The organism is Methylophilus sp. DMC16 (genome assembly GCF_056314045.1).
This window is the reverse complement of record NZ_JBQUZC010000001.1, coordinates 300,494-321,657: the sequence shown is the minus strand read 5'-3', so window position 1 is coordinate 321,657 and position 21,164 is coordinate 300,494. Positions and strand designations below refer to the sequence as shown.

The 21,164-nt window shown below is 49.8% G+C and carries 24 protein-coding genes and 1 pseudogene; 11 read left to right on the top strand and 14 right to left on the bottom strand.

Annotated features, from left to right (window positions below; all coding sequences use genetic code 11):
* Window positions 1-35: 35 nt before the first annotated feature.
* From ACT53D_RS01600 to ACT53D_RS01585, 4 genes are all read right to left on the bottom strand, one after another.
* Entirely contained in the window at window positions 36-920 is an 885-nt protein-coding gene (locus ACT53D_RS01600; protein ID WP_379075402.1) for a PEP-CTERM sorting domain-containing protein, read from the bottom strand.
* 204 nt (window positions 921-1,124) lie between these two features.
* Window positions 1,125-1,871, bottom strand: coding sequence for an Lcl domain-containing protein (locus tag ACT53D_RS01595; protein WP_379075399.1), 747 nt, complete (start codon window positions 1,869-1,871; stop codon window positions 1,125-1,127).
* 294 nt (window positions 1,872-2,165) lie between these two features.
* On the bottom strand, window positions 2,166-3,320 hold the full coding sequence (locus tag ACT53D_RS01590; protein ID WP_379075396.1) for a helix-turn-helix transcriptional regulator: 1,155 nt from the start codon (window positions 3,318-3,320) through the stop codon (window positions 2,166-2,168).
* 31 nt (window positions 3,321-3,351) lie between these two features.
* On the bottom strand, window positions 3,352-4,272 hold the full coding sequence (locus ACT53D_RS01585; protein WP_379075393.1) for a helix-turn-helix transcriptional regulator: 921 nt from the start codon (window positions 4,270-4,272) through the stop codon (window positions 3,352-3,354).
* A gap of 178 nt (window positions 4,273-4,450) precedes the next feature.
* Between ACT53D_RS01585 and ACT53D_RS01580 the strand changes: the two genes are divergently transcribed.
* Window positions 4,451-5,074 (top strand): helix-turn-helix transcriptional regulator, encoded by a 624-nt coding sequence (locus ACT53D_RS01580; protein ID WP_379075390.1) that lies wholly within the window; start codon window positions 4,451-4,453, stop codon window positions 5,072-5,074.
* A gap of 57 nt (window positions 5,075-5,131) precedes the next feature.
* Here ACT53D_RS01580 and ACT53D_RS01575 read toward each other — a convergent pair whose 3' ends face one another.
* A complete protein-coding gene (locus tag ACT53D_RS01575; protein WP_476154152.1) occupies window positions 5,132-6,295 on the bottom strand; it encodes a PilT/PilU family type 4a pilus ATPase in 1,164 nt (387 codons plus the stop codon).
* Between the two features lie 9 nt (window positions 6,296-6,304).
* Window positions 6,305-7,348, bottom strand: coding sequence for a type IV pilus twitching motility protein PilT (locus ACT53D_RS01570; protein WP_194748247.1), 1,044 nt, complete (start codon window positions 7,346-7,348; stop codon window positions 6,305-6,307).
* Window positions 7,349-7,414: 66 nt separating this feature from the next.
* On the opposite strand from ACT53D_RS01570, the gene ACT53D_RS01565 reads away from it, so the two are divergent.
* The 3 genes from ACT53D_RS01565 to ACT53D_RS01555 are packed head-to-tail and all read left to right on the top strand — an operon-like array spanning window position 7,415 to window position 9,516.
* Window positions 7,415-8,119: a YggS family pyridoxal phosphate-dependent enzyme gene (locus tag ACT53D_RS01565; RefSeq protein WP_476154150.1), complete on the top strand. Its 705-nt coding sequence runs from the start codon at window positions 7,415-7,417 to the stop codon at window positions 8,117-8,119.
* A gap of 18 nt (window positions 8,120-8,137) precedes the next feature.
* Entirely contained in the window at window positions 8,138-8,968 is an 831-nt protein-coding gene (gene proC, locus ACT53D_RS01560) for a pyrroline-5-carboxylate reductase (RefSeq protein WP_476154148.1), read from the top strand.
* Window positions 8,969-8,979: 11 nt separating this feature from the next.
* Entirely contained in the window at window positions 8,980-9,516 is a 537-nt protein-coding gene (locus tag ACT53D_RS01555) for a YggT family protein (protein ID WP_476154146.1), read from the top strand.
* Between the two features lie 71 nt (window positions 9,517-9,587).
* Here the strand turns inward: ACT53D_RS01555 and rng are convergent, their stop codons facing one another.
* Complete coding sequence (gene rng / locus ACT53D_RS01550) at window positions 9,588-11,054, bottom strand: ribonuclease G (protein WP_476155565.1); 1,467 nt, start codon at window positions 11,052-11,054, stop codon at window positions 9,588-9,590.
* 46 nt (window positions 11,055-11,100) lie between these two features.
* On the bottom strand, window positions 11,101-11,667 hold the full coding sequence (locus ACT53D_RS01545) for a Maf family protein (protein WP_476155563.1): 567 nt from the start codon (window positions 11,665-11,667) through the stop codon (window positions 11,101-11,103).
* A 177-nt stretch (window positions 11,668-11,844) separates the two neighbouring features.
* Between ACT53D_RS01545 and ACT53D_RS01540 the strand changes: the two genes are divergently transcribed.
* Both ACT53D_RS01540 and ACT53D_RS01535 read left to right on the top strand, forming a co-directional pair.
* Window positions 11,845-12,702 carry an ATP-binding protein gene (locus ACT53D_RS01540; protein WP_476154144.1) on the top strand — a complete coding sequence of 286 codons (858 nt, stop codon included), beginning with the start codon at window positions 11,845-11,847 and terminating at the stop codon, window positions 12,700-12,702.
* A 3-nt stretch (window positions 12,703-12,705) separates the two neighbouring features.
* The gene (locus tag ACT53D_RS01535) at window positions 12,706-13,665 is read left to right on the top strand and encodes a Nudix family hydrolase (protein ID WP_476154142.1); all 960 of its coding nucleotides are present in this window, start codon (window positions 12,706-12,708) and stop codon (window positions 13,663-13,665) included.
* Between the two features lie 38 nt (window positions 13,666-13,703).
* Here ACT53D_RS01535 and ACT53D_RS01530 read toward each other — a convergent pair.
* A pseudogene (locus ACT53D_RS01530) lies at window positions 13,704-13,919 on the bottom strand (site-specific integrase); the annotation flags it as partial.
* Between the two features lie 211 nt (window positions 13,920-14,130).
* Here ACT53D_RS01530 and ACT53D_RS01525 point away from each other — a divergent pair.
* The 5 genes from ACT53D_RS01525 to ACT53D_RS01505 all read left to right on the top strand — a co-directional run bounded on the left by ACT53D_RS01525 (window position 14,131) and on the right by ACT53D_RS01505 (window position 17,902).
* Complete coding sequence (locus ACT53D_RS01525) at window positions 14,131-14,901, top strand: hypothetical protein (protein WP_476154141.1); 771 nt, start codon at window positions 14,131-14,133, stop codon at window positions 14,899-14,901.
* A gap of 62 nt (window positions 14,902-14,963) precedes the next feature.
* Entirely contained in the window at window positions 14,964-15,794 is an 831-nt protein-coding gene (locus tag ACT53D_RS01520; protein ID WP_476154139.1) for a DUF2971 domain-containing protein, read from the top strand.
* A gap of 129 nt (window positions 15,795-15,923) precedes the next feature.
* Entirely contained in the window at window positions 15,924-16,712 is a 789-nt protein-coding gene (locus ACT53D_RS01515; RefSeq protein WP_476154137.1) for a hypothetical protein, read from the top strand.
* Window positions 16,713-16,769: 57 nt separating this feature from the next.
* Window positions 16,770-17,159 (top strand): hypothetical protein, encoded by a 390-nt coding sequence (locus ACT53D_RS01510; protein ID WP_476154135.1) that lies wholly within the window; start codon window positions 16,770-16,772, stop codon window positions 17,157-17,159.
* A 521-nt stretch (window positions 17,160-17,680) separates the two neighbouring features.
* Window positions 17,681-17,902 (top strand): VF530 family protein, encoded by a 222-nt coding sequence (locus ACT53D_RS01505; protein WP_476154133.1) that lies wholly within the window; start codon window positions 17,681-17,683, stop codon window positions 17,900-17,902.
* A 117-nt stretch (window positions 17,903-18,019) separates the two neighbouring features.
* On the opposite strand, the gene ACT53D_RS01500 is transcribed toward ACT53D_RS01505, so the two are convergent.
* The 5 genes from ACT53D_RS01500 to ACT53D_RS01480 form a co-directional block, all read right to left on the bottom strand.
* A complete protein-coding gene (locus ACT53D_RS01500) occupies window positions 18,020-18,463 on the bottom strand; it encodes a copper chaperone PCu(A)C (RefSeq protein ID WP_476154131.1) in 444 nt (147 codons plus the stop codon).
* A gap of 19 nt (window positions 18,464-18,482) precedes the next feature.
* The gene (locus ACT53D_RS01495; RefSeq protein WP_194748258.1) at window positions 18,483-18,674 is read right to left on the bottom strand and encodes a DNA gyrase inhibitor YacG; all 192 of its coding nucleotides are present in this window, start codon (window positions 18,672-18,674) and stop codon (window positions 18,483-18,485) included.
* The gene (gene zapD, locus ACT53D_RS01490; protein WP_275355925.1) at window positions 18,671-19,444 is read right to left on the bottom strand and encodes a cell division protein ZapD; all 774 of its coding nucleotides are present in this window, start codon (window positions 19,442-19,444) and stop codon (window positions 18,671-18,673) included. Before zapD ends, ACT53D_RS01495 begins: the two co-directional genes overlap by 4 nt.
* A 69-nt stretch (window positions 19,445-19,513) precedes the next feature.
* A complete protein-coding gene (gene coaE / locus ACT53D_RS01485; RefSeq protein ID WP_476154129.1) occupies window positions 19,514-20,116 on the bottom strand; it encodes a dephospho-CoA kinase in 603 nt (200 codons plus the stop codon).
* Between the two features lie 12 nt (window positions 20,117-20,128).
* Window positions 20,129-21,001, bottom strand: a complete 873-nt coding sequence (locus ACT53D_RS01480) for a prepilin peptidase (RefSeq protein ID WP_476154127.1) — start codon at window positions 20,999-21,001, stop codon at window positions 20,129-20,131.
* Window positions 21,002-21,164 lie beyond the last annotated feature (163 nt).

Below are 21,164 nucleotides of genomic sequence, written 5' to 3'. Positions count from 1 at the left end.
GAGGGGAATGATGACCATCCCCGTGAAACAAACATTTAAACGGCTGTTTGACGACGACGAATCACAGCGCCTAGCAAGCCCAAGCCAGCGATTAACATGGCGTAGCTATCAGCCTCTGGCACGGGTGTAACCTCATAGGTAGTGATGACACTGTCTAACACTTTAGGCGCAGCGGGGGTTATTTCAGACTTGCGATCGTAAGCGTATGAGGTGTATGAGTAGTCAAATCGACTCATTTGAAAGTCCTGGTTTGTATAAACCAAAAACGAAACATTTGCCGTTGAGTCAGGTAATAAATTGCCAACCAGAGAATATAAATCGATGCTAGCCCCCGAACTGAAGGAATTAGCACTGAGACTTAACGAGGTAGCTAATTGTTGATAAGCCCCGCCATTAATAGAAAACGCCCAAACGGGTGCTTGATAAGAAGTTAAACCAGGTACTTCACTCAGTGACGATCCAGCCCCAACCACGCTGCCCCCAATACTCATCGAAAAACTACCCGTTGAATAACCATACTCATTTAGCTTGGCAAGTGCTGGATCAAAAGTGACCGTGGTGTTTAGTCTAAATACGCTTGAGCCAGGCGCAGTGGCATTCATATAAAATATACCGCTTGCATCGTCGGTTTTATAACTAGTTGTTCTTGTTAACTGATTTTGCAAGATTTCAGACTTAATCGTCCCTTTTTTGTCATCAGTGATTTTTAAATAAGGTTTACCAGTATCATACGTGTACAAATCGCTGTAGGCATCCGTCGCAAAAGGTGTTTTGCTCTCAGACCACAGGCTAAGATTAGTCAAATTGGATGCAATTGGCGTTGACACCACCACATTTGTCACTGCAATCGCGTGTGCCTGCGAGCATGCTAAAAACAGCATACTGGCCGCTAATGGCTGGTATTGCTTGGTCTGCTTCATATGTTTTCCCTTTCAGAGGATTTAAAATAGAAAAGTCTTTAAAAAACGATTGATTAAAACTTGTCTGCGCCTCTTTTTGTTCTTTTGCTTACGCAGACGATCGATAAGTTAATGGGCTTTAATTATTGGTTTGTGCAAGGGCTATATGCGCACAACATGAGTGTCCCCACCTATCAATATCTAATGACTCAAACAACCAAGATATCAACCGCGACGGCGGCGCACGACGTTACCCATCACACCTAAACCCAACAACAGCATTGCCAACGAATCAGGCTCAGGCACTGACGTGATTTGTCCTTGAGTTATTGCCCACACAAAACCTTGGAGCTGTTTACCACGGTTATTCTGCTCACCCAACTGTGAATAAAACATCCACGCAGTGTTTGGATTTAAGTTATGCTCTTTTCCTGTCCAGTAACCTCGCATTTGCTCATTGTCAAAAAACACGGAGTCTGGAATATTATTGCCAGTGGCACCATTTAACTCTTCATAAAAAAGTTCAAAATACTCATTGCCGAATGCAATATTATTTCCACGGATTACACCTTCAGTCTCAACGATGACCGATGGTAAACGCCATTGATTGTTACCTGCATAGCTTATTTTGTTGAGGTAATTTACAAATGCCAGAGCACCAAACCAAGTAACCCTGCCATTGTCAACAAAGTCATTATCGCTAAGAGTATAGATGCCGCTGGGGTTAGCATAATGTGGTGTATTGATGGTCGGATTAGCAGCAATAATGGCGTTCACCACTGCATTAAAGCCTTGGCTGGCGAACATACTGCCTAATAAATTTGCATCTTTGGTCCAAGTGACATTACTCACCGAGCTGTAGACGACCTCTTGACCACTGGCGGTATAGTTAGTGAGCGTGGCGTGTGCATGTGTGGCGACCAGCAACATCACGCCCGCAAGTAGCGGTTTGGTTGTTGTAATCAATTGCATGGTGTGTACCCTTAGGATAAGAAGCCTGTAAAGCGGGCGCCAGTCGTTTTTATTTAGTTTTCACGGCAGCAGTGACTGGTCGCGTGTTATGTGAGCTATGGTAGTGAGGGTTAAAACATCACACATCACCCAAATGGGTTAAAAACCAACTTATTGGATAAAAATAATGTGCGTGGTAACGAAATAGACAAAGATGGCTCTTACTATCTTGCGCCTGAGTAATGGGGGGAACTGCAGTATGTGAGCTTGATGAAATGCCCCATCGCTTAAAGCAGGGATGGGGCATGATTGGAACTAGTCCGTGGCTAATGCCATGAGAACCTTCATCAGCTCTGCCCGATGGTGGATGCCGCATTTTTGGTAGATGCTGGCGAGCTGGGTTTTGATGGTGTTTTCGCTGAGGTTGAGTGCAGTGGTGATGGCGGGCATGCTGTCGTTGACGAGGCATTGCTGGGCAAGTTTGACTTCGGCCTCTGTCAGACCATAGGTGGTTTTCAATAACTCGGCAGAAACTTTAAGTGGCTGCTCGGTATCGGTGATAAACAGCATGGCATGTGCAGAACTAGGCTGTGCAACAAAGTCATTGTGCTCAGGTAGCCTGGAAAAGAACAACTTGTAGGCAGCTTTGCCAGAAGGCCTGTCAATGGCGATAGATTGCGAAAAATGCGGGACCTCCATCAGGTCATGTTGAAGACAGGTTTGCAGAATCTGTTGAAGCGCAAATTGAGTCTCTGCACATTGGGTGATGAGCGTATTATTTTCGCTGGCGGTCAGTCCGTCCTGACTTTGCAAAATACGCTGTGCAGTCCGATTAGCTAAAAGAATTTCAGCCTGTGCATTGAGTAATAACACGCCACTCCGCAGACCATCCAGCGCGGTGCGTGAGGCTGCGATTTGAAGATCTGCATCCCGCAATTGGAACATCACCCCCAGTGCTCGCGAAAAATGCCTGAGCAAGCGCTGTAGCTTTTGCCGGTCTTGTTCATCAAAGGGTGGTTCATCTACTCCACGAAATAATGATACCCCTACCGGCATTGCATATTGATTATCCATGCCAAATACTATGCCTGTGCATAGCCTTGCCATATCTGCCTGCACCAACAGCTCTCGCCAGATTTTTGACTCCAGAAACTGTTGATGCGGCACCAACTCAGTCCCGAGGGTGACAACGCCTTCACAAAAAATGCCTTTTTGTATACCCACTTGTGTCCAGACATCATAGGGCTGGTAGTGATCTACATATTGCTGCGTCACTGCTTGCGGGATACCCCAGGTAAAATAAAATCCACCTTGCGAAGGCAGATGTAGATTCGTAAATAAGACGACTTTACTTGATTGCGTGAACTGACCAACTTTTTGCAGAATATCAGGCCATTTTTCAGGATTCAAAGCAGCGTCATAAATCTCGCCTACAAGTTCGAGATAATGCGCATCTGTGGTTGTTTGCATAAATTACTTTCATAAGGATATACAAAACGGATTAATCAAAGCGCAACAGCAATTGCATTAACTCGGCTTGCCTGCTGGTGTTGGTTTTTTTATAAATAGCTTTGAGTTGGGCGCGGATGGTATTGGCACTCAATTGCAACAGGTCCGCGATTTCATTTACTTGCAGCCCCTCTGCGACCAATCCTGCAATATTCAGCTCCGCCTTGCTCAACTGGTAAGCAGACAACAATTGCTCCTTGGCATGGCTTGAAAGCCCTTGATTGAGGTCTGTAATCTGCATCATCACAATGGCTTGGGCTTCCAGTAATTTCTGGATTGATGGCACCGTATTGGACTGATTTGAAATGATAGAGAGATACATATAAAGTGCATCTTTATGATGACGGATGACCAGATGGCTATCAGTTTTCCCTGAGTGAGTGGCATCTTTTAACGCAATCATTCTGTTGATTGTCGATTTGAGTTGCTGGTATTTTTTTGGATTGGGTGACCAAATACGGTTCGCGCGTATCGACAGTAAATTGTTGGCTCTAAGCAGCCCGCGTGCAGCAGGATTGATATGTACAATTTCACCCTCCTCCCGCAACATCACCACACAAGGCCTGACTAGATCAAGCATACGGACACTCGTTTCTGCTTGCTGTTTGCGTTTAGTGATTAATTGCTTTAAATAAACAACGCGACGGATATGCGCATCTAGATTTTGTAGGAGAGCGTGATCGCTGGAACTGCTTCCCTCTATATTGAACAAAGGTTGATGACTGCTTAGCGAAAAGCGTTCAGACGAGGTCATATCATTCCCGATGGTGGAAAGTATTGAAGAACTCGCAATGACATTCAAGCCAAAACAGTTCGATATACGATCAAATACAGCGTCCCATAGCGCAGGGCGCTCCAAAGTTTCATAAATCAGATCAACCAGCTCTTCGATTGCGCTTGATGTATTCAACATTAGGGTCAGGATTTCAAAAGATTAAAGCGAATTAAAAAATCTTACATGAGTGCTTTTTTTTAAAATACTACACAAATGTGGATTTTTTTTATTTTTTAGCCGACTGACGATTTACACTTTGATGTCATAACTTGACCGTTATATGATGATTCACAGATCAGTAAATGTGATATCAAACATGGCAAATGATGATGACTTATATAAGTCACTACTAGAAACCACCTTGGCCATTCCGTGGAAAATTGACTGGGCATCCCAACGTTTTGTTTACATTGGACCCCAAATTGAACCATTATTGGGATGGGCTCGAGAAGATTGGCAAACGGTGGAGGATTGGGTAAAAAAAATCCACCCGGATGACCGGCAGTTAATTACGGATTTTTGTGTGTCTCAAATCCTGGCGGGATTGGATCATGAAGCGACCTACAGAGCACTCACTGCTGATGGACACTACCTGTGGATCAGGGATGTTGTACACGTCATTCGAGACGAGCATCAGCAACCGTTAGGATTGCAAGGGTTTATGTTTAAAGTTCAACATCCGCCCCTCTCCTCCTCTATCCAGCATAGTGGGATCCTGACGGAAAAGTATGAGCTAACACGGACAGAACAACAGATAACCAGCTATCTCTCTGAAGGCCTGTCGCAAAAAGAGATCGCGTTCAAGTTAGGCATCAAGCACGACACCATTAGAAAAAATCTGCACGGCATTTATAAAAAAACCAACACGAGTAATCAGTCGCAGCTCATTAAATTATTATTAACGCTACCAGCGGCCAAGATAGATTATTTAAACCACTAGCATGCCATGCAACGCAGCGGTAATGCACTTGGGCGCATTTGTAGAAAGCGTGAGTGCCTACAAAATATCCAGATCCGAAATCTTGCTGCGTTCCTGATTTTCCGGGTTGGCAACTTTGCTGTTGAGTTTAAATTTGAGGCGCAGGTCATTGACCGAGTCGGCGTTGCGCAAGGCGTCTTCGTAACTGATCTGACCGGTTTCAAACAGGTCAAACAAAGCCTGGTCAAAGGTTTGCATCCCTAACTCACGGGATTTGGCCATGACTTCTTTAATGCCATGGACATCGCCTTTGTAAATCAGGTCTGAAAGCAGGGGGGAATGCAGTAACACTTCCACTGCAGCCACCCGGCCAGAACCATCCACTTTAGGAATCAACCGTTGTGAGGCAATACAGCGCAGGTTGAGTGACAAGTCCATCAGCAATTGCTGCCGGCGTTCTTCGGGAAAAAAGTTGATAATGCGGTCCAGCGCCTGGTTGGTGCTGTTGGCGTGCAAGGTGGCCAGACACAAGTGGCCGGTTTCAGAAAAGGCAATCGCGTAATCCATGGTTTCACGGTCGCGGATTTCACCGATCATGATCACATCAGGTGCCTGGCGTAACGTGTTTTTGAGGGCGGCATGCCAGTTGTCCGTATCCACGCCCACTTCTCGCTGGGTGACAATGCAGTTTCGGTGGCTATGCACAAACTCTACCGGGTCTTCAATGGTGATAATGTGGCCATAGCTGCTCTCATTGCGGTGACCCAGCATGGCGGCCATCGAGGTCGACTTACCTGAGCCCGTGCCGCCAACAAAAATAATCAGGCCGCGCTTTGCCATCACCACATCCTTGAGTACGTGCGGCAAGTTCAAATCATCAAATTTGGGGATATTGGTATTGATCACCCGAATCACCAGACCTACGGCACTGCGCTGCACAAAGGCATTGACGCGGAAACGGCCCACCGATGGCATGCTGATCGCAAAATTGCACTCCATGGTTTCTTTAAACTCTTGCGCTTGCTTGTCATTCATGACAGTACGCGCAATTTCGGCCGTTTGCTGGGTACTCAAAGTTTGTGAGGTAATCGGTGTGAGCTTGCCATCAATCTTCATGGCCGGCGGAAAGCCTGCGGTAATAAACAAATCCGAGGCTTTACGCGTGACCATGAGCTTCAACAGGTCATTAATAAATTTCTCGGTTTGCGCGTGATCGGCGCCGGTCTGCATGCTGCTATCCATCTTTAATATTTATCCGATAATGCCATCACGGTTAGCCGCTTTGGTACGCGCTTCATCGGCGCTGATGACGTTGCGTCGCACCAGATCTTGCAGATTCTGGTCCAGCGTTTGCATGCCCACACTTTGGCCCGTCTGAATTGCCGAATACATCTGCGCGATCTTGTTTTCGCGAATCAGGTTACGGATGGCGGGGGTTCCGATCATGATTTCATGGGCAGCCACCCGGCCCTGCTCGTCTTTGGTTTTACACAGGGTTTGCGAGATCACGGCGCGTAAAGACTCTGAGAGCATGGAGCGCACCATTTCCTTTTCTGCCGCCGGGAACACATCGACTACCCGGTCTATGGTCTTGGCCGCAGAGCTGGTATGCAGGGTCCCAAATACCAGGTGACCGGTTTCGGCCGCAGTCAGCGCCAGGCGGATGGTTTCCAGGTCACGCATTTCACCCACCAGAATCACATCCGGGTCTTCACGCAAGGCTGACCGCAGCGCATTTTCAAACGACATGGTATGCGGCCCGACTTCACGCTGGTTAATCAATGACTTTTTCGAGGTATGCACAAATTCGATCGGGTCTTCCACGGTCAGGATATGCGACATCTGGGATTCATTAATGTAATCAATCATCGCCGCCAGTGTGGTCGATTTACCGGAACCGGTCGGCCCGGTCACCAGCACAATACCACGCGGCGTATCGGCCAGGTCCTTGAACACGCGTGGGGCGTTAAGCTCTTCCAGCGTCAGCACCTTGCTCGGAATGGTACGGAATACCGCACCGGCGCCACGCTGGTGGTTAAATGCATTGACCCGGAAACGCGCCAGGTCAGGGATCTCGAATGAAAAATCGCATTCCAGCTTTTCTTCATACACTTTGCGCTGGCTGTCATTCATGATGTCGTACAACATGCTATGCACTTCAGCATGATCCATGGCGGGCAAGTTGATTTTACGCACATCGCCATGCACGCGTATCATCGGTGGCAAACCGGCTGACAAATGCAAGTCTGAGGCTTTGTTTTTAACTGAAAACGCCAATAAATCTGAAATATCCACAATCCACTCCAGTGATTATTTATATAATGTTATTTTTTACCGCTACCCGGCACCGTGTTGCTTCCCATGACTGATATCGCTGACAATCTGGCACTCATCCGCCAACAACTGGCCCAGGCACGTGCAAGCTACCAGGCCACACAATCGGTCACTTTATGTGCGGTAAGTAAAGCACAACCTGCCTCGGCTCTCAGGGAGGCCTATCAGGCCGGTCAATCGGTGTTTGGTGAAAACTACCTGCAAGAAGCGCTCGCCAAACAACAGCAACTGCAGGACTGTGCGATAGCATGGCATTTTATTGGCCCGATTCAAAGCAACAAAACACAGCCAATTGCCTGTCATTTCGATTGGGTGCATTCGGTGGACCGCCTTAAAATTGCACAACGCTTGTCTGACGCGCGCCCTGCAGACATGGCGCCTTTGAATATTTGCCTGCAAGTCAATATTAGCCAGGAATCAAGCAAAAGTGGTGCCAGCGCTCAAGAGGTGTTGGATCTGGCTTTAAATATCAGGCAGTTACCGCGCTTGCATTTGCGTGGCCTGATGGCGATTCCGGCCCCAGTGGAAGATTTCGACCAGCAACGTGACCAATTTCGGCAGGTACGGGCCCTGTTTGATCACCTGAATGCGCATGGCTTGCAGCTGGATACCCTCTCCATTGGCATGAGTGGTGACTTTGCCGCAGCCATTGCCGAAGGCGCGACGCTGGCGCGCATCGGCACAGCCATTTTTGGCGCCCGCCCGCGCAAACCCGATAACGACTCAGTTTAAAGAAGGAACTTGAATACCATGCAATCACTGTCAGCCACCCGCATCGCCTTTATTGGCGGCGGCAATATGGCACAAGCCCTGATGATAGGCCTGCAACAACGAGGCTTTGCCATGTCGCACATTACCGTGATTGACCCGGACACCAGCAAACATGCTTCGCTACAAGCCAAATTAGGCGTGCAAACCAGCGAGGCGCTGTCGGCAGCCTCACTGGCGGCTGAGGTTGTGGTGCTGGCGGTCAAACCACAGCAATTGCAGGCAGTGGCACACTCGCTGGCTCCCTACTTACAATCACAATTGGTGATCTCGGTTGCCGCCGGCATCCGCACCGGCGACTTGTGCCGCTGGTTAGGCGGCTACCAGACGCTGATTCGCACCATGCCCAATACGCCTGCGCAAATTCAGGCGGGCATTACTGGCGCTTATGCCCTGCCAGCCGTCTCAGCGGGCCAGCGTGACGTTGCCGACCAGTTGTTGCAAGCGGCGGGTGAAGTGGTTTGGCTAGAAGCTGAAGACCAGCTGGATGCGGTGACCGCGATTTCAGGCAGTGGCCCGGCTTATGTCTTTTTGATGATAGAAGCACTCACCGCGGCAGGGGTCGCTTTAGGACTCAGCGAAGCCCAGTCACAACAACTCAGCCTGGCCACATTCAAAGGCGCCAGCTTGCTCGCAGCCTCGAGCCCTACCCCAGTGGCGACGCTGCGTGAGCAAGTGACCTCCAAGGGCGGCACTACCGAACAAGGCCTGCTCAGTATGCGCGAGCACGATATTCATGGCATGATGCAACATGCCGCGGCACAAGCAGCACGCCGCGCCAAGGAACTCGGCGATCAATTGGGAGCACAATAATGTTGCAAAACATGACAACTTTTTTACTGAATGCAGTATTTGGCATTCTGACTTTTTTACTGGTATTGCGTTTTTTAATGCAGTGGACCCGAACCTCGTTCCAGAATCCGCTGGGGCAAATGGCCATGGCGCTGACTGACTTTATGGTGAAGCCGGCCCGCAAACTGATTCCCCCTGCCCGCCAGCTGGATTTATCAACCCTGTTGCTGGCCTGGCTGGTACAAGTAATTCTGTTCGCCTTGCTGACCTTGCTTGCAGCCGCTCCTGTGTCCCCGGTGTTTTGGTTCTGGCAGGCCTTTGTCGCCGTCCTGGGGCAAATGCTGGATGTGTTTTTTTACGCCATTTTGCTCATGGCCATTTTAAGCTGGATCAATCCATACAGCCCGATTTATGGCGTGCTGACCCAGTTATCAGCGCCTATCCTCAATCCGTTGCGTAATGTCTTGCCTTCGATTCAGGGATTCGATTTTTCCGCACTGGTTGCCTTGCTGTTGTTGCAAATGATCAGCCGTATCGTGCTGCCAGGGTTGGCTGGCGGCATGCTGTAACACGCATACGCAGTGCTGCGCATCGCGGGGACGGCCTTACCTCTGGCCGTCCTCTTCAGAACAACAATTTTCTAGACCCAAACGATATCAAACTCTTCGCGGCCGTATTGCGTATCCGAGTGCAGCGACACCGGCCGTTTGATAAAGTCTGACAGATTGGCCAGGCTTTGTGACTCTTCATCGCCCAGCATATTGATCACCTCAGGCGAGGCCAGAATCTTGAACTCTTTGGCATTTTTAAACTGCTTGGACTCACGCAATAACTCACGCATGATTTCATAGCAAATGGTCTGGGCGGTTTTGAGCTCACCACGCCCCTGGCAAACCTGACATGATTCACACAGCAAATGCGCCAGGCTCTCGCGCGTGCGTTTGCGCGTGAGCTCCACCAGCCCAAGGGCAGAAAACCCGTTCACATTAATCCGCGCACGGTCCAGCGTCACAGCACTGCGCAACTCTTCCAGCACTGCCGCACGTTGTGCATCCTCATCCATATCAATAAAGTCGATGATAATGATGCCGCCCAGGTTGCGCAGGCGTAGCTGACGGGCAATCGCTTGCGCCGCCTCCAGATTGGTTTTGAAAATGGTATCGGACAGGTTTTTACCACTGACAAAACTACCGGTGTTCACATCCACCGTGGTCAGCGCTTCAGTCTGGTCAAAGATCAGGTAGCCACCCGATTTGAGCTCCACCTTGCGCGCCAGCGCTTTCTCAATCTCGTTTTCAATGTCGTAAAACTCAAACAGCGAGCGTTCGCCTTTGTAGTGCGTCAGCGGTTTTACCGCATGCGAGACGTAGAGTTCGGCAAACTCTTTTAGCCGCTCAAACATTTCGCGCGAATCGACACGAATGCTGGTGGTTTCGGTACACACCACATCGCGCAAAATGCGTCGCGGCAAACTCAGGTCATAAAAAATCAGCGAGCGTTCACCGACCTTGGTGCTCTCGGTCTGGATTTTTTGCCACACTTTGCGCAAATACTCGATGTCGGCCAACAACTCCTGATCGGTGGCGTTTTCTGACATGGTGCGGATGATATAGCCACCTTCGCGCGCTTCTGGCAACAAGCCGAGCAAACGATTGCGCAAAAACTCGCGTTCTTCTTCGTGATCAATGCGCTGCGATACGCCGATATGCTTCTGGTAAGGCAGATAGACCAAAAAACGGCCGGCAATGCTGATTTCAGTGGTCAGGCGTGCGCCTTTGGTGCCTATCGCCTCTTTAATCACCTGGACGATAATCGACTGGCCTTCATGCAACACCTCCTGAATCGGGCGGTCGGTTTTCACCGCGCCCTCCTCGGTATGACATTCCATGATATCGGCCGCATGCAAAAAGGCCGCACGCGGCAGGCCGATCTCGACAAAGGCAGATTGCATGCCAGGCAACACGCGCACAACAGTGCCACGATAAATATTACCGACAATCCCCAGCGAAGAGGCGCGTTCAATGTGCAACTCCTGGACGATGCCCTGCTCCAGAATCGCCACGCGCGTTTCCTGCGGCGTGACGTTAATCAATACTTCCTGTGCCAACGACATAGTGCTTATCCAATCCCGAATCTATTTTTTTGATAGCAGTTTACCATGCGTTCAGCAGCTGCGCCGTTTCATGCAGCGGCAAACCCATCACCCCGCTATAACTGCCCTCAATGCGCGCAATCCAGGCCCCGGCACGGCCCTGAATGCCATACGCCCCGGCCTTGTCCATGGGCTCCCCCGAAGCCACATAGTCTTGTAGCACCGCCAATGGCACAGGCATCATATGCACCCGCGTGGTACTCAACAAACACTGCGCTTTACCCTCGTGCATCACCGCTACCGCCGTGTGTACCTCATGCAAGCTGCCACTTAGCCGCGTCAGCATAGCCAGCGCTTCCGCCGCATGCGCCGGCTTGCCCAATATTTCGTTGCCCAGCGCGACCGTAGTATCTGCCGCCAGAATCGGCAACCCGCGGTGACCATGCTCTGCATGGATCGCTTGCGCCTTGGCTAGCGCCAGCCGCTGCACATAACGGGCAGGATCTTCACCCGACCAACACGACTCATCAATATCCGCGGGCATGATGTCGCAGCTTACGCCCAATTGCGCCAGTAACTCGACGCGGCGTGGGCTACGCGAGGCCAAAATAATCTTGCGATTGTTCATCATTCTCTGTCTTTATCAAATGCAAAACATCCAGCGCTGAGCACCAGCTTGGGCTGCCAATCATTAAAACGCTATTATGGCTTATTCCAACCCCGGTTTAGCGAGACTTTGCAAGTTTCGCTAGCCCCGGCCGCTTTGTGTACAATACCCCCTCGTTTCACACTTGCAGCCTCGCCTATGAATGCCATCGAACAGCTGATACAGCGCGCCGACCAACTGATTACAAGACTTGAGCACCTGTTGCCCACCCCACCTGCTGAGCCAGACTGGCAAGCCGTGGCCTGGCGCTGGGTCAAGCACAACGGACAAGGCCAGTTACAGGCCGTCGGGTATCCACACCAGATTCTGCTGGACGATATCCGATTTATAGACCGGCAAAAAAATGAGGTGGTACGCAATACGCGCCAGTTTTTACAAGGCCTGCCCGCCAACCACGTGTTGCTGACAGGCGCACGCGGCACCGGTAAATCGTCGCTTGTAAAGGCCGTGCTCAACGCTTACGCCAGCCAAGGCTTACGTCTGATAGAAGTCGAAAAACAAGACCTCACAGACTTGCCACAAATCACTCAATTGATACGCCAACGCCCGGAAAAGTTTATTATTTTTTGTGATGACCTCACCTTTGAAGCCAACGACACCGGCTATAAAGCCCTTAAAGTCATCCTCGATGGGTCGATTGAAAACGCCTCGTCCAACCTGCTGGTCTACGCCACGTCTAACCGCAAAAACCTGATGCCGGAATATATGTCTGACAATCAACCGATTGTAGATAACGGCGAAATCCGCCAGAACGACACCATAGACGAAAAAACCTCGCTGGCAGAGCGCTTTGGTTTATGGCTCTCGTTTTACAGTTTTGACCAGGACGAATATCTCAATATTGCCGCCCACTGGCTGCAGACTTTTGGCATCACGATGGATGAGACAGCCCGTCATGCCGCCCTGCAGTTTTACCATACGCGCGGTGCCCGCAGCGGCCGTGTCGCCTATCAGTTTGCCAAAGACTACGCCGGCAAACTGCAACTGAAATCCTGAGCCATGACAAAACTCGTCCAAGTCGCCGTCGCTATCCTGATCCGCCCCAATGGCGAATACTTGCTCGCCAGCCGTCCCAACGGCAAAGGCTGGGCTGGCTGGTGGGAATTCCCCGGCGGAAAAATCGAATCTGGTGAAAGCCCGGAACAGGCACTGATCCGTGAATCACAGGAAGAACTCGGCATTACGCCCACCCAGATTCAACCCTGGATCAAACGCCGCTACGACTACCCGGCCACGCATGACGCCGAAGCCAAAACCGTGTTGCTGCACTTTTTCTTTGTGCATGCCTGGCAAGGCGAATTACAAGCGCGCGAAGGCCAACAGTTTGCCTGGCAGCATCCACGCACACTCAACGTCAGCCCCGTGCTACCTGCCAATGCGCCCATCATGCAAGCCCTCAGCCTGCCGCCTGTGTATGCCATCAGCAATCTCCAGGAAATGGGTGAACATGCATTCTTGCAAGCGTTAAAGCAGCAGCTCGACCAAGGCCTGCAATTGCTGCAAATCCGCGAATCGCAGCTTGATGACGCAGCCCTCGCCAAATTGAGCGAGGAAGTATTACAGCTATGTGCGCCTTATGACTGCCGCTGCCTGCTCAATGGCAGCCCAGAACAAGCATTACAACTCGGCTACCACGGCGTGCATTTAAATAGCCAGCGCCTGATGGCGCTCACACAAAAACCGGATAACTTGTTAGTAGCTGCCTCTTGCCATAACCGCGTAGAGTTAGCGCAAGCACAATCATTACAACTAGACTTTGCAATGCTCTCCCCTGTGCTACCGACAAAAAGTCACCCTGAAGCAACTGGACTAGGCTGGGAGCAATTTGGTGAAATGTTAAACGGGCTTGAGATTCCAGTGTATGCCCTGGGTGGGATGCTTTTTGAACATGTATCGCATGCGCAATCCTGTGGTGCGCGCGGCATTGCCATGCAACGTGCGATTTGGCAAAAAAGATAGATATTTAACAAGGCATGGCATCCAAAGTGCTAGAACACCCTGATACAAAACAACAAAGCAGATAGTGCCTGATTTTGTGTACTGGCAGAAACATTCCCCTCAACCGCCAGATGAGATAAAAAAGCTTCAACTTCTTTGCCACCCATCCCTTTTGGATGCCGCTTGTGATGAAACAAAATGTACCGCTTTGCCCATTGTAAATATTGCGTTTCCGTACGAATACTGTGATGATTAATACGTATCTTTTCACGCATTAACGTTAGTAACTAACGGCGGGTGTGTTTACTGTTGCAGTTCTGAACCAGTCATGTAAATTGACCAAGAAAAAACTAAGATAAACAATAATTTATTTGAATAATCAACAAAAGTAAACAAATGTTAATATTGAGTTATACACCGATTTCGGTGTCTACATTACGTTAGCCGTTTCTTCCCACGCATATGAAAATCCCTAAGCTTGTTGTGATGCCCCTAATTCTGGCTGTGTGCGTTGGCGCAAGGGCAGCCGAGCCGGAAGTTACGTGTAAAGAAGCCGTCCCCAAGAAACCGCCGACCGTCCGCATCAAAGAACCATTAGTTCAAGAAATTTCGATCACTTGCGGAAACCAAACGGCAAATCAATCCATTCCGGTAGCAACACCGAAGGCGCAGGACAACGATCAACCGCCCAATCTCTGGATGCGATTTATCGAAGAGATATTCAAGCTCATCGGTAACCTTGCTTGGCCAATTGCAGCGGTATTGATCGCCTCCTTTTTCAAGAAAGAATTTGCCGCTCTGTTAGCTCGCCTTAAGAAAGGTAAGTGGGGTGATGCTGAGTTCGAGTTTGAGAACTATGTTCGAGAAGTTGATGCCGAAGCAGATATCCCGAGAGTACCTGAGGAGGAAAGCATCAGCCCAGCTGCCGCAGCGCGCGCAAGTACAGACCCGCGCGGTGCAATCGTCAGTGCGTGGGTAGAGGTGGAGGATGCGCTATTCAACCTTGTGAGAAGTCGCGATTTGCCACAAGCAATGCCAACTTCACGACAGCCTAAGAACACCATCTCGGCTATCCGTGCCGTCCAAAAAGTCCAAGCATTGGACTCAAATTGGGTAGCTCTGTTTCATGACCTGCGTACACTACGGAATGAAGCAGCGCATTCAACAGATTTTTCCCCGCCACCTGATGCGGTTATTAAATATGTCCAACTTGCCAAGGAGTTGGTAAATGCTATGCATGCTGCAGCAAACGGCTAACCCTTCTGTCAAGCGGACCTGCCGCAAGCGGCAGCCCGCTTACCTCAAACGTTAGAACTCACATGGAAACATTGTTTCACTACACCGATCTAAATGCATTCTTGAGCATTATTCAGAACAAAAAGTTGTGGCTGACAGGCGCATACAATCTTAACGATCATCAAGAAATTAGTTGGACACACCGAAAAATCGGTAGCCGGCTCAACGAATTATCTTCAAAGCATGGAAGAGAAAGGCCGGACGAAATATGGGCATTGCTTCATGCGAACTCCGGGGTTCCATACATCTGCTCGCTGTCATCTGAGTCAGATCTACTTAGTCAATGGCGTGCGTACGGGCAAAATGGATCTGGCGTCGCAATTGGATTTAAGCGTACGGCACTGCCTGGCTCGGAGCGACTCCCGATGCTCACTTACGGCAAGAAAGATAGCGTATCCCTGCATCAGGTCGTATACAACGAGAATGCTCAAAATAAGCTAATTGACTCAATTCTTGCGCCTGCGTTTGAAGGAGCCGAGGTAGACGATCAGGCTCACCGGGCAATGTCAACAGCCGCATATCAATTAGCAGGGCTTTCAAGCATCTTCAAAAACCCTGCTTTCGCTGAAGAAAAAGAGTGGAGAATAGTCCACAAGCCAATAATTATGGGAAAAGAAGGCAGCAATGAGTCCAAGATCCATGTCAGCATTTCCAAGCCAAAATACAGAACCTCAGGCGGAAAGCTCATCAGTTACTTTGAGTACGATTTCACAGGCCTCGACGCAACCGACATCTTCTCAGAAATTGTTTTAGGCCCAAAGTCGGAAGTATCAAGCTTCGATCTTTCGCTCCTTCTCACAGAGAATGGATTGGCCAATCTAAAAGTTAGCAGATCTAAGGCCTCATACAGATGAGCAAGGTGATTTCTAACTGGCGGTTCAACGCGGACGCCAACACTGGCCATGGCTTCGCCATTTTTATGGCCAGTGTTGGTGCCCTGCGCGCTTCGCGCTCCGGCGCCGGTTAACCTGGGCGTTAGGCCTATGCATCAAGAAATTCCCGGATTTTGGCAAGGCGGCCCACATGAGCCTATTCACGTTGAGGACGCATGGCGAGACTTTGTGCGCTCCATCGGAGGAACAGTGGTGGAAGATGTACTTTCTCACCCACGAACCTTCGAAAACGCTGACTTTGTCTTCCTTAGTGAATCGGTAGTGGCCGAGCTTAAGGAGATTGAAACGGAGTTTTCATCAACCCCTGCATTTGCAAAGGGATTTAGTCTTTTGATGCAGCGGCTAGTTGCCGAGCAACCTGATTGGAAACCCGCGCTCTTTGGAGGTGATGGCGGTTATCCAGAGTGGTTTCACAGCGAATTTGTACGTATCTTTCGTCCGCCTCTGCAAAGAATCCTTAAGAAGGCAAACAAGCAAATTCGCGAAACCAAGGAGCACTTTAGGATAAGTTCACAATCAGGCACACTGTTGCTAGTTAACGATGGCTTCACCTCCATCAGCCCTGCATTAGTTCGCGGCTTGGCAGGAAGCATCCTGACGCATTCCTATTCCTCTATTGACTGCTGCATCTATTTAACGGTCAATTGCTATGTCGAAATCGGCGGCTCGGACGAGCCAAAGTTGCTATGGGTACCGATGTATAGCGATAGAGCATCAGATGAACTGGTGGAATTTATAAACTCTCTTGGCAGAAAATGGTTCGACTTTCTTGAGTCTCGTGTCGGCCCTTTCACGTCTCGAACGGAGACGGAGAATAGCGACCTCTTGCAAGGCTCCGAATCCATCGTCCATCCCGACTTACCACAGCGCGAGAGGTAACCCGTGCCTTCACCAATTTGGCCTAACTGGTCGGTCAAGCGGACGCCAACAAAGCCCATGGCTTCGCCATTTTCATGGACTTTGTTGGTGCCCTCCACTCGCTGCGCTCCTTCCGGCGCCGCTTACCTTGGGCGTTTAGGCTTAAATATGCTCAAAGCAAATCAAAATTTGTCTCGCAGTGGAAAGTTCTTAGCTTGGTTCTCGCTAATAAACGGCCTCCTTACCAAAGCCACACCATTGCTTCTTAATTTTGTGTTCAAACAACCACTTCCCCTATTTGCTGCAATCTCTTTTGTTGTACTTGGTGTTATTGGTGTTGTTGCGGGCTACTATAGCTTAGGTGCTAAAACTTGGGCTTTCTGGCTATGGTTCGTATTATTCCTCATTCAAATTGCAGAGTATTTTTCATCAAGCTTTTTCTTCTCATTTATCGGGCATTATCTCTAAAGTTTGGTTGGGGTTCAGTTTCGCCACCAAGCCGCACTAACATTAATTTATTGGCATTAGTAATTTGCGTTCTTGCATATAAAAATGCACGTAGCCTAACCCATCATTCAAGCGGGACGCCTAACGGCGCCCCTTAATTCAAACTACAAGGGCTTCCCCATTTTAAGTAATAGCTATCTGCAATGTTTTTGTGTGTTTAAGTTTTTCAGTGCATGAGTATCCTTTACTGTAGCCAGTGTTAAGCGAGAAGGTGAAGGACTGCGGTACTACAACCGGTCATATTGGGCATGATTGGCCCGGACCCTGATGAAAGACGCGCGTCCGAGCCTCATTCGTTAGTCGGGTACTCAGCTCCCCTAGAATTAATCAGGTACGCCCGGTGCGGGTCCAACCCGCTGCTTATCAACGCTGGCAGTTAAGCTGTGATGCAACCATTGCATTCAAAATAAGGTTCTTGAGGCTTTAAACATATAAAGTGCTACCATCGAACTATCGAATGACCTTGATATGGCTTTTATCAAATGAACACAGAACAACCGAACAATCCATTGCACGGTATCACGCTTGCAGAAGTGGTTGAGCAATTAGTGGCGCATTACGGCTGGGAGGCGCTGGCGACAAGGGTTAGTATCAACTGTTTTAAAAATGACCCTTCAGTTAAATCTAGCCTGAAGTTTTTGCGCAGAACGCCTTGGGCACGGGCTGAGGTGGAGGCGTTGTTTTTGCGGACGTTTTCAAAATAAACGATTCTTACACCTGCCCGAATTGGCAGTTTGTTACTGACGATGTTCCCATTATAAAAAAGCCAGCAAACGCTGGCTTTTTTGCTGGTGACTCTGTCATATCACAGATAAGTATGTTTAGGGCGCTGCCTTCACGGGCATGGTGACAAACTGATCGGTGATCTTGCCTTGTTTATCTTTAAAGCACAGCCTGAACTTGACCTGCTCACCGGCTTTAAACGGGCTGGACAACTCAAACAGCATCAAATGCAGCCCGCCTGGCGCCAGTTTGACTGGCGTGCCCGCCGGGACAGGCAACGCTTCCATACTGCGCATTTTCATGACACCGTTTTGCATGGTCATGCTGTGCATTTCTACGCTCTCTGCACGCTCGGTTTCAATGTAGACCAGAGTGACGTCTTGCGGGCTGGTGAGCGTGAGGTAGGCGGCGCCGACGGACTGGCCGGGATTGGAGGCGCGCACCCAGGCATCGGTGAGTTTGACTTCTGCATGTGCAAAGGCCGAGGACGCTAACAGGCACAAGCTCGCGAGCAATTTCAGGCAGAGGTGTTTTGTTTGCATACTTAAATCCAGTCTCAGATTATTCTGGCTCGTATAAGTCTGGCGGCGTGCTATCGGGGATGCGAAACTTTTCCGAAGCCCAATCGCCCAGATCCATCAGTTTGCAGCGTTCGCTACAAAAAGGCCGGAATGGATTTTTAGGGGAATACTCGGTGGTTTCTCCGCAGGCGGGACAGGCCACCTTGCGCGGTTTGACTACTGCTTGCGTCAATTGTGACTGGCTCCGGTAAAGTTGCAGACGATCATCTTGAACGGGATATCCTGTTCACAGCCTTTGGGGCGTTGCACAAAGTCCAGCTTTTGAAAGCGGATGTTGATCGCATATTTGTTGGCACTGACTTCCGGGAAGCATTCTTCATGGTCAATTTCAATGCGCAATAACTGGGCAGGTTTGTGTCCGGAAAGCTGTTGCTGATAGGCGCCATGGTGGGCAACCAGGGATAACACCTGGCCACTGCCACGCAACAATTGCATAATCAGGCTGATGGCTTCGTACATCGGCATCAAGCGGGATAACCATTGCGTAAAATCTTGCTTGCGGCGCTCTACACTCAGGTAGAGCCAGTGGCGGTATGAGGGCAAGTCAAACTCGCAGACACCGCCTGGAATACTGGTCCGCTGCTTGACGCTCATGAGCCAGTCATTGTCGCGCAAGGTTTGGCCGAGCTTTTGATGATCGGCTCTCAAGGTAGTTGCGCAACGGTCCAGATTGTTTACGGTGCTTTCGAGCGCCTCTTGGTCGATATTGGGATTATGTTGCAGCAGGGAAAGCTGGACTTTATGACGGTCCAGCTCTTGCAGCAAATCTACCTTGAGATCACCACGATCAATGACATCCAACACTTGCAGCATGGAAATCAGCGCCACATGATGACTGACCTCGTGACCAATGGCAATGTGATGCAGCATCTTGTTGAACAGGTCTTCAAGACGAAGATAGGTTCTAATGCGCTCGTTAAATGGAAATTCGTAGCTCGACACGGCAGCCTTTTCTGTCAGCTGATACTTGAAAAGTATGCAATAAAAGTTTGATTATGAAACCCTTTTAACTCAGAGGCAAGTTTTAGAGAAATTTTTGTGAAATTGCAGCACTTTTTGCTGTAAATCGGCGAGTGTCAGCTGGTTTTCAATCACGGTATCCGCAATCGCCAGCCGCGCCTCTCGCGGACTTTGCGACGCCATGATGGCTTGTGCCATTTCGGCAGAGAGCTGACTGCGTTGCATGACCCGCTGCAATTGCGTCTGCTCATCGCAATCGATCACCAGCACATGATCTATCATGGACCAATCCTCGCGGCTCTCGACCAGTAATGGGATCGCCAGAATCACATATGGATGACTGGCATACTGGGCAATTTGCTGTACGGCCTCAGCACGGATCGCCGGGTGCATGATCTGATTCAGTTGTTCGAGGGCTTCTGGGTGCTCAAACACCTGCGCGCGCAGTGTTGCCCGGCTGAGACGTCCATCTGCCTCAAACATGTGGTCGCCAAAAGCCACCCTCACCTCTTGCATGGCCGGACTGCCGGGTTCACTCATTGCGTGCGCAATGTGGTCCAGATCCACCACAGGCACGCCTAAGGCAGAAAATGCTGCACACGCCTCGCTTTTACCACTGCCGATACCGCCGGTCACAGCCACCACTTTTGCCATGTGCTGCTCCCGTTAAGGCACTAAATAATAAGCGGCCAGAGTTTGCCCATAAAACAGGGCGGCGATGCCGCCCAGGGCTAAAAAAGGACCAAAAGGAATCGCAGTTTGTCGGGTTTTGCCTTTGAGCAGAATCAAGCCGATGCCGATCACACTACCGACCACCGAGCTCAATAAAATGACCGCGGGCAGCAGTTGCCAGCCGAACCAGGCACCGATCGCAGCCAGCAGCTTGAAATCACCGTACCCCATGCCCTCCTTGCCTGTCACGAGCTTAAACAGCCAGTAGACCGCCCATAACACCAGATAACCCGCCATGGCACCGATCACGGCTGACGAGAGATCGGTAAACCCATCTTTAAGGTTAAGCAACAGCCCCAGCCACAACAGCGGCAAGGTAATGTCATCGGGCAACAGTTGTGTATCAAAATCAATAAAGGTCAATGCGACCAGCGCAAATACAAATGCAAGTGCAAACAAGGTCAAATAGCTATAGCCATATTGCACAGCCACCGCAACCGACAGACCGCCGGTCAGCAATTCAACCAATGGATAACGCATTGAAATCGGCGCATGACAGGATTTACAGCGTCCGCGTAAGAATAGATAGCTGATCACAGGGATATTCTCAAGTGCCGTAATCTGGTGTCCGCAATGCGGGCAGGTCGAACGCGGCACCACAAGATTGTATTTGGGTTGATCAGGCACCTCTTGCCCCTGCAAATCGAGACAGCTTGCCTGCCATTCACGCTCCATCATTTTGGGCAGACGATGAATCACTACATTGAGAAAGCTGCCAACTAGCAAACCAAAGACCAGACAGGCGGCTTGCAGGGCATGAGGCTGCGTGCGCAGCAGACTTAAAACAGGTTCAAGGATTTCGTGCATGATGCCGATAACAAAGATAAGGTTGCTGCATCATCTCATCGTTGATGCCCATAGGCAAGGCTGACAAAGTGCAAAACTGCTTTAAAAGCGCATTCTTCTGGCTTGAAAACTGTTTGCAAGTCACCATTTATGTGTAAGATGGTCATGACACAGCAACTTGAGT

What these genes read in the sequence shown, in the direction of transcription:
- ACT53D_RS01600 (WP_379075402.1), bottom strand. Translation starts at nt 920, where the DNA reads ATGAAGCAGACCAAGCAATACCAGCCATTAGCGGCCAGTATGCTGTTT.
- ACT53D_RS01595 (WP_379075399.1), bottom strand. Translation starts at nt 1,871, where the DNA reads ATGCAATTGATTACAACAACCAAACCGCTACTTGCGGGCGTGATGTTG.
- ACT53D_RS01590 (WP_379075396.1), bottom strand. Translation starts at nt 3,320, where the DNA reads ATGCAAACAACCACAGATGCGCATTATCTCGAACTTGTAGGCGAGATT.
- ACT53D_RS01585 (WP_379075393.1), bottom strand. Translation starts at nt 4,272, where the DNA reads ATGTTGAATACATCAAGCGCAATCGAAGAGCTGGTTGATCTGATTTAT.
- ACT53D_RS01580 (WP_379075390.1), top strand. Translation starts at nt 4,451, where the DNA reads ATGGCAAATGATGATGACTTATATAAGTCACTACTAGAAACCACCTTG.
- ACT53D_RS01575 (WP_476154152.1), bottom strand. Translation starts at nt 6,295, where the DNA reads ATGGATAGCAGCATGCAGACCGGCGCCGATCACGCGCAAACCGAGAAA.
- ACT53D_RS01565 (WP_476154150.1), top strand. Translation starts at nt 7,415, where the DNA reads ATGACTGATATCGCTGACAATCTGGCACTCATCCGCCAACAACTGGCC.
- proC (WP_476154148.1), top strand. Translation starts at nt 8,138, where the DNA reads ATGCAATCACTGTCAGCCACCCGCATCGCCTTTATTGGCGGCGGCAAT.
- ACT53D_RS01555 (WP_476154146.1), top strand. Translation starts at nt 8,980, where the DNA reads ATGACAACTTTTTTACTGAATGCAGTATTTGGCATTCTGACTTTTTTA.
- ACT53D_RS01545 (WP_476155563.1), bottom strand. Translation starts at nt 11,667, where the DNA reads ATGAACAATCGCAAGATTATTTTGGCCTCGCGTAGCCCACGCCGCGTC.
- ACT53D_RS01540 (WP_476154144.1), top strand. Translation starts at nt 11,845, where the DNA reads ATGAATGCCATCGAACAGCTGATACAGCGCGCCGACCAACTGATTACA.
- ACT53D_RS01535 (WP_476154142.1), top strand. Translation starts at nt 12,706, where the DNA reads ATGACAAAACTCGTCCAAGTCGCCGTCGCTATCCTGATCCGCCCCAAT.
- ACT53D_RS01525 (WP_476154141.1), top strand. Translation starts at nt 14,131, where the DNA reads ATGCCCCTAATTCTGGCTGTGTGCGTTGGCGCAAGGGCAGCCGAGCCG.
- ACT53D_RS01520 (WP_476154139.1), top strand. Translation starts at nt 14,964, where the DNA reads ATGGAAACATTGTTTCACTACACCGATCTAAATGCATTCTTGAGCATT.
- ACT53D_RS01515 (WP_476154137.1), top strand. Translation starts at nt 15,924, where the DNA reads ATGCATCAAGAAATTCCCGGATTTTGGCAAGGCGGCCCACATGAGCCT.
- ACT53D_RS01510 (WP_476154135.1), top strand. Translation starts at nt 16,770, where the DNA reads ATGGCTTCGCCATTTTCATGGACTTTGTTGGTGCCCTCCACTCGCTGC.
- ACT53D_RS01505 (WP_476154133.1), top strand. Translation starts at nt 17,681, where the DNA reads ATGAACACAGAACAACCGAACAATCCATTGCACGGTATCACGCTTGCA.
- ACT53D_RS01500 (WP_476154131.1), bottom strand. Translation starts at nt 18,463, where the DNA reads ATGCAAACAAAACACCTCTGCCTGAAATTGCTCGCGAGCTTGTGCCTG.
- coaE (WP_476154129.1), bottom strand. Translation starts at nt 20,116, where the DNA reads ATGGCAAAAGTGGTGGCTGTGACCGGCGGTATCGGCAGTGGTAAAAGC.
- ACT53D_RS01480 (WP_476154127.1), bottom strand. Translation starts at nt 21,001, where the DNA reads ATGCACGAAATCCTTGAACCTGTTTTAAGTCTGCTGCGCACGCAGCCT.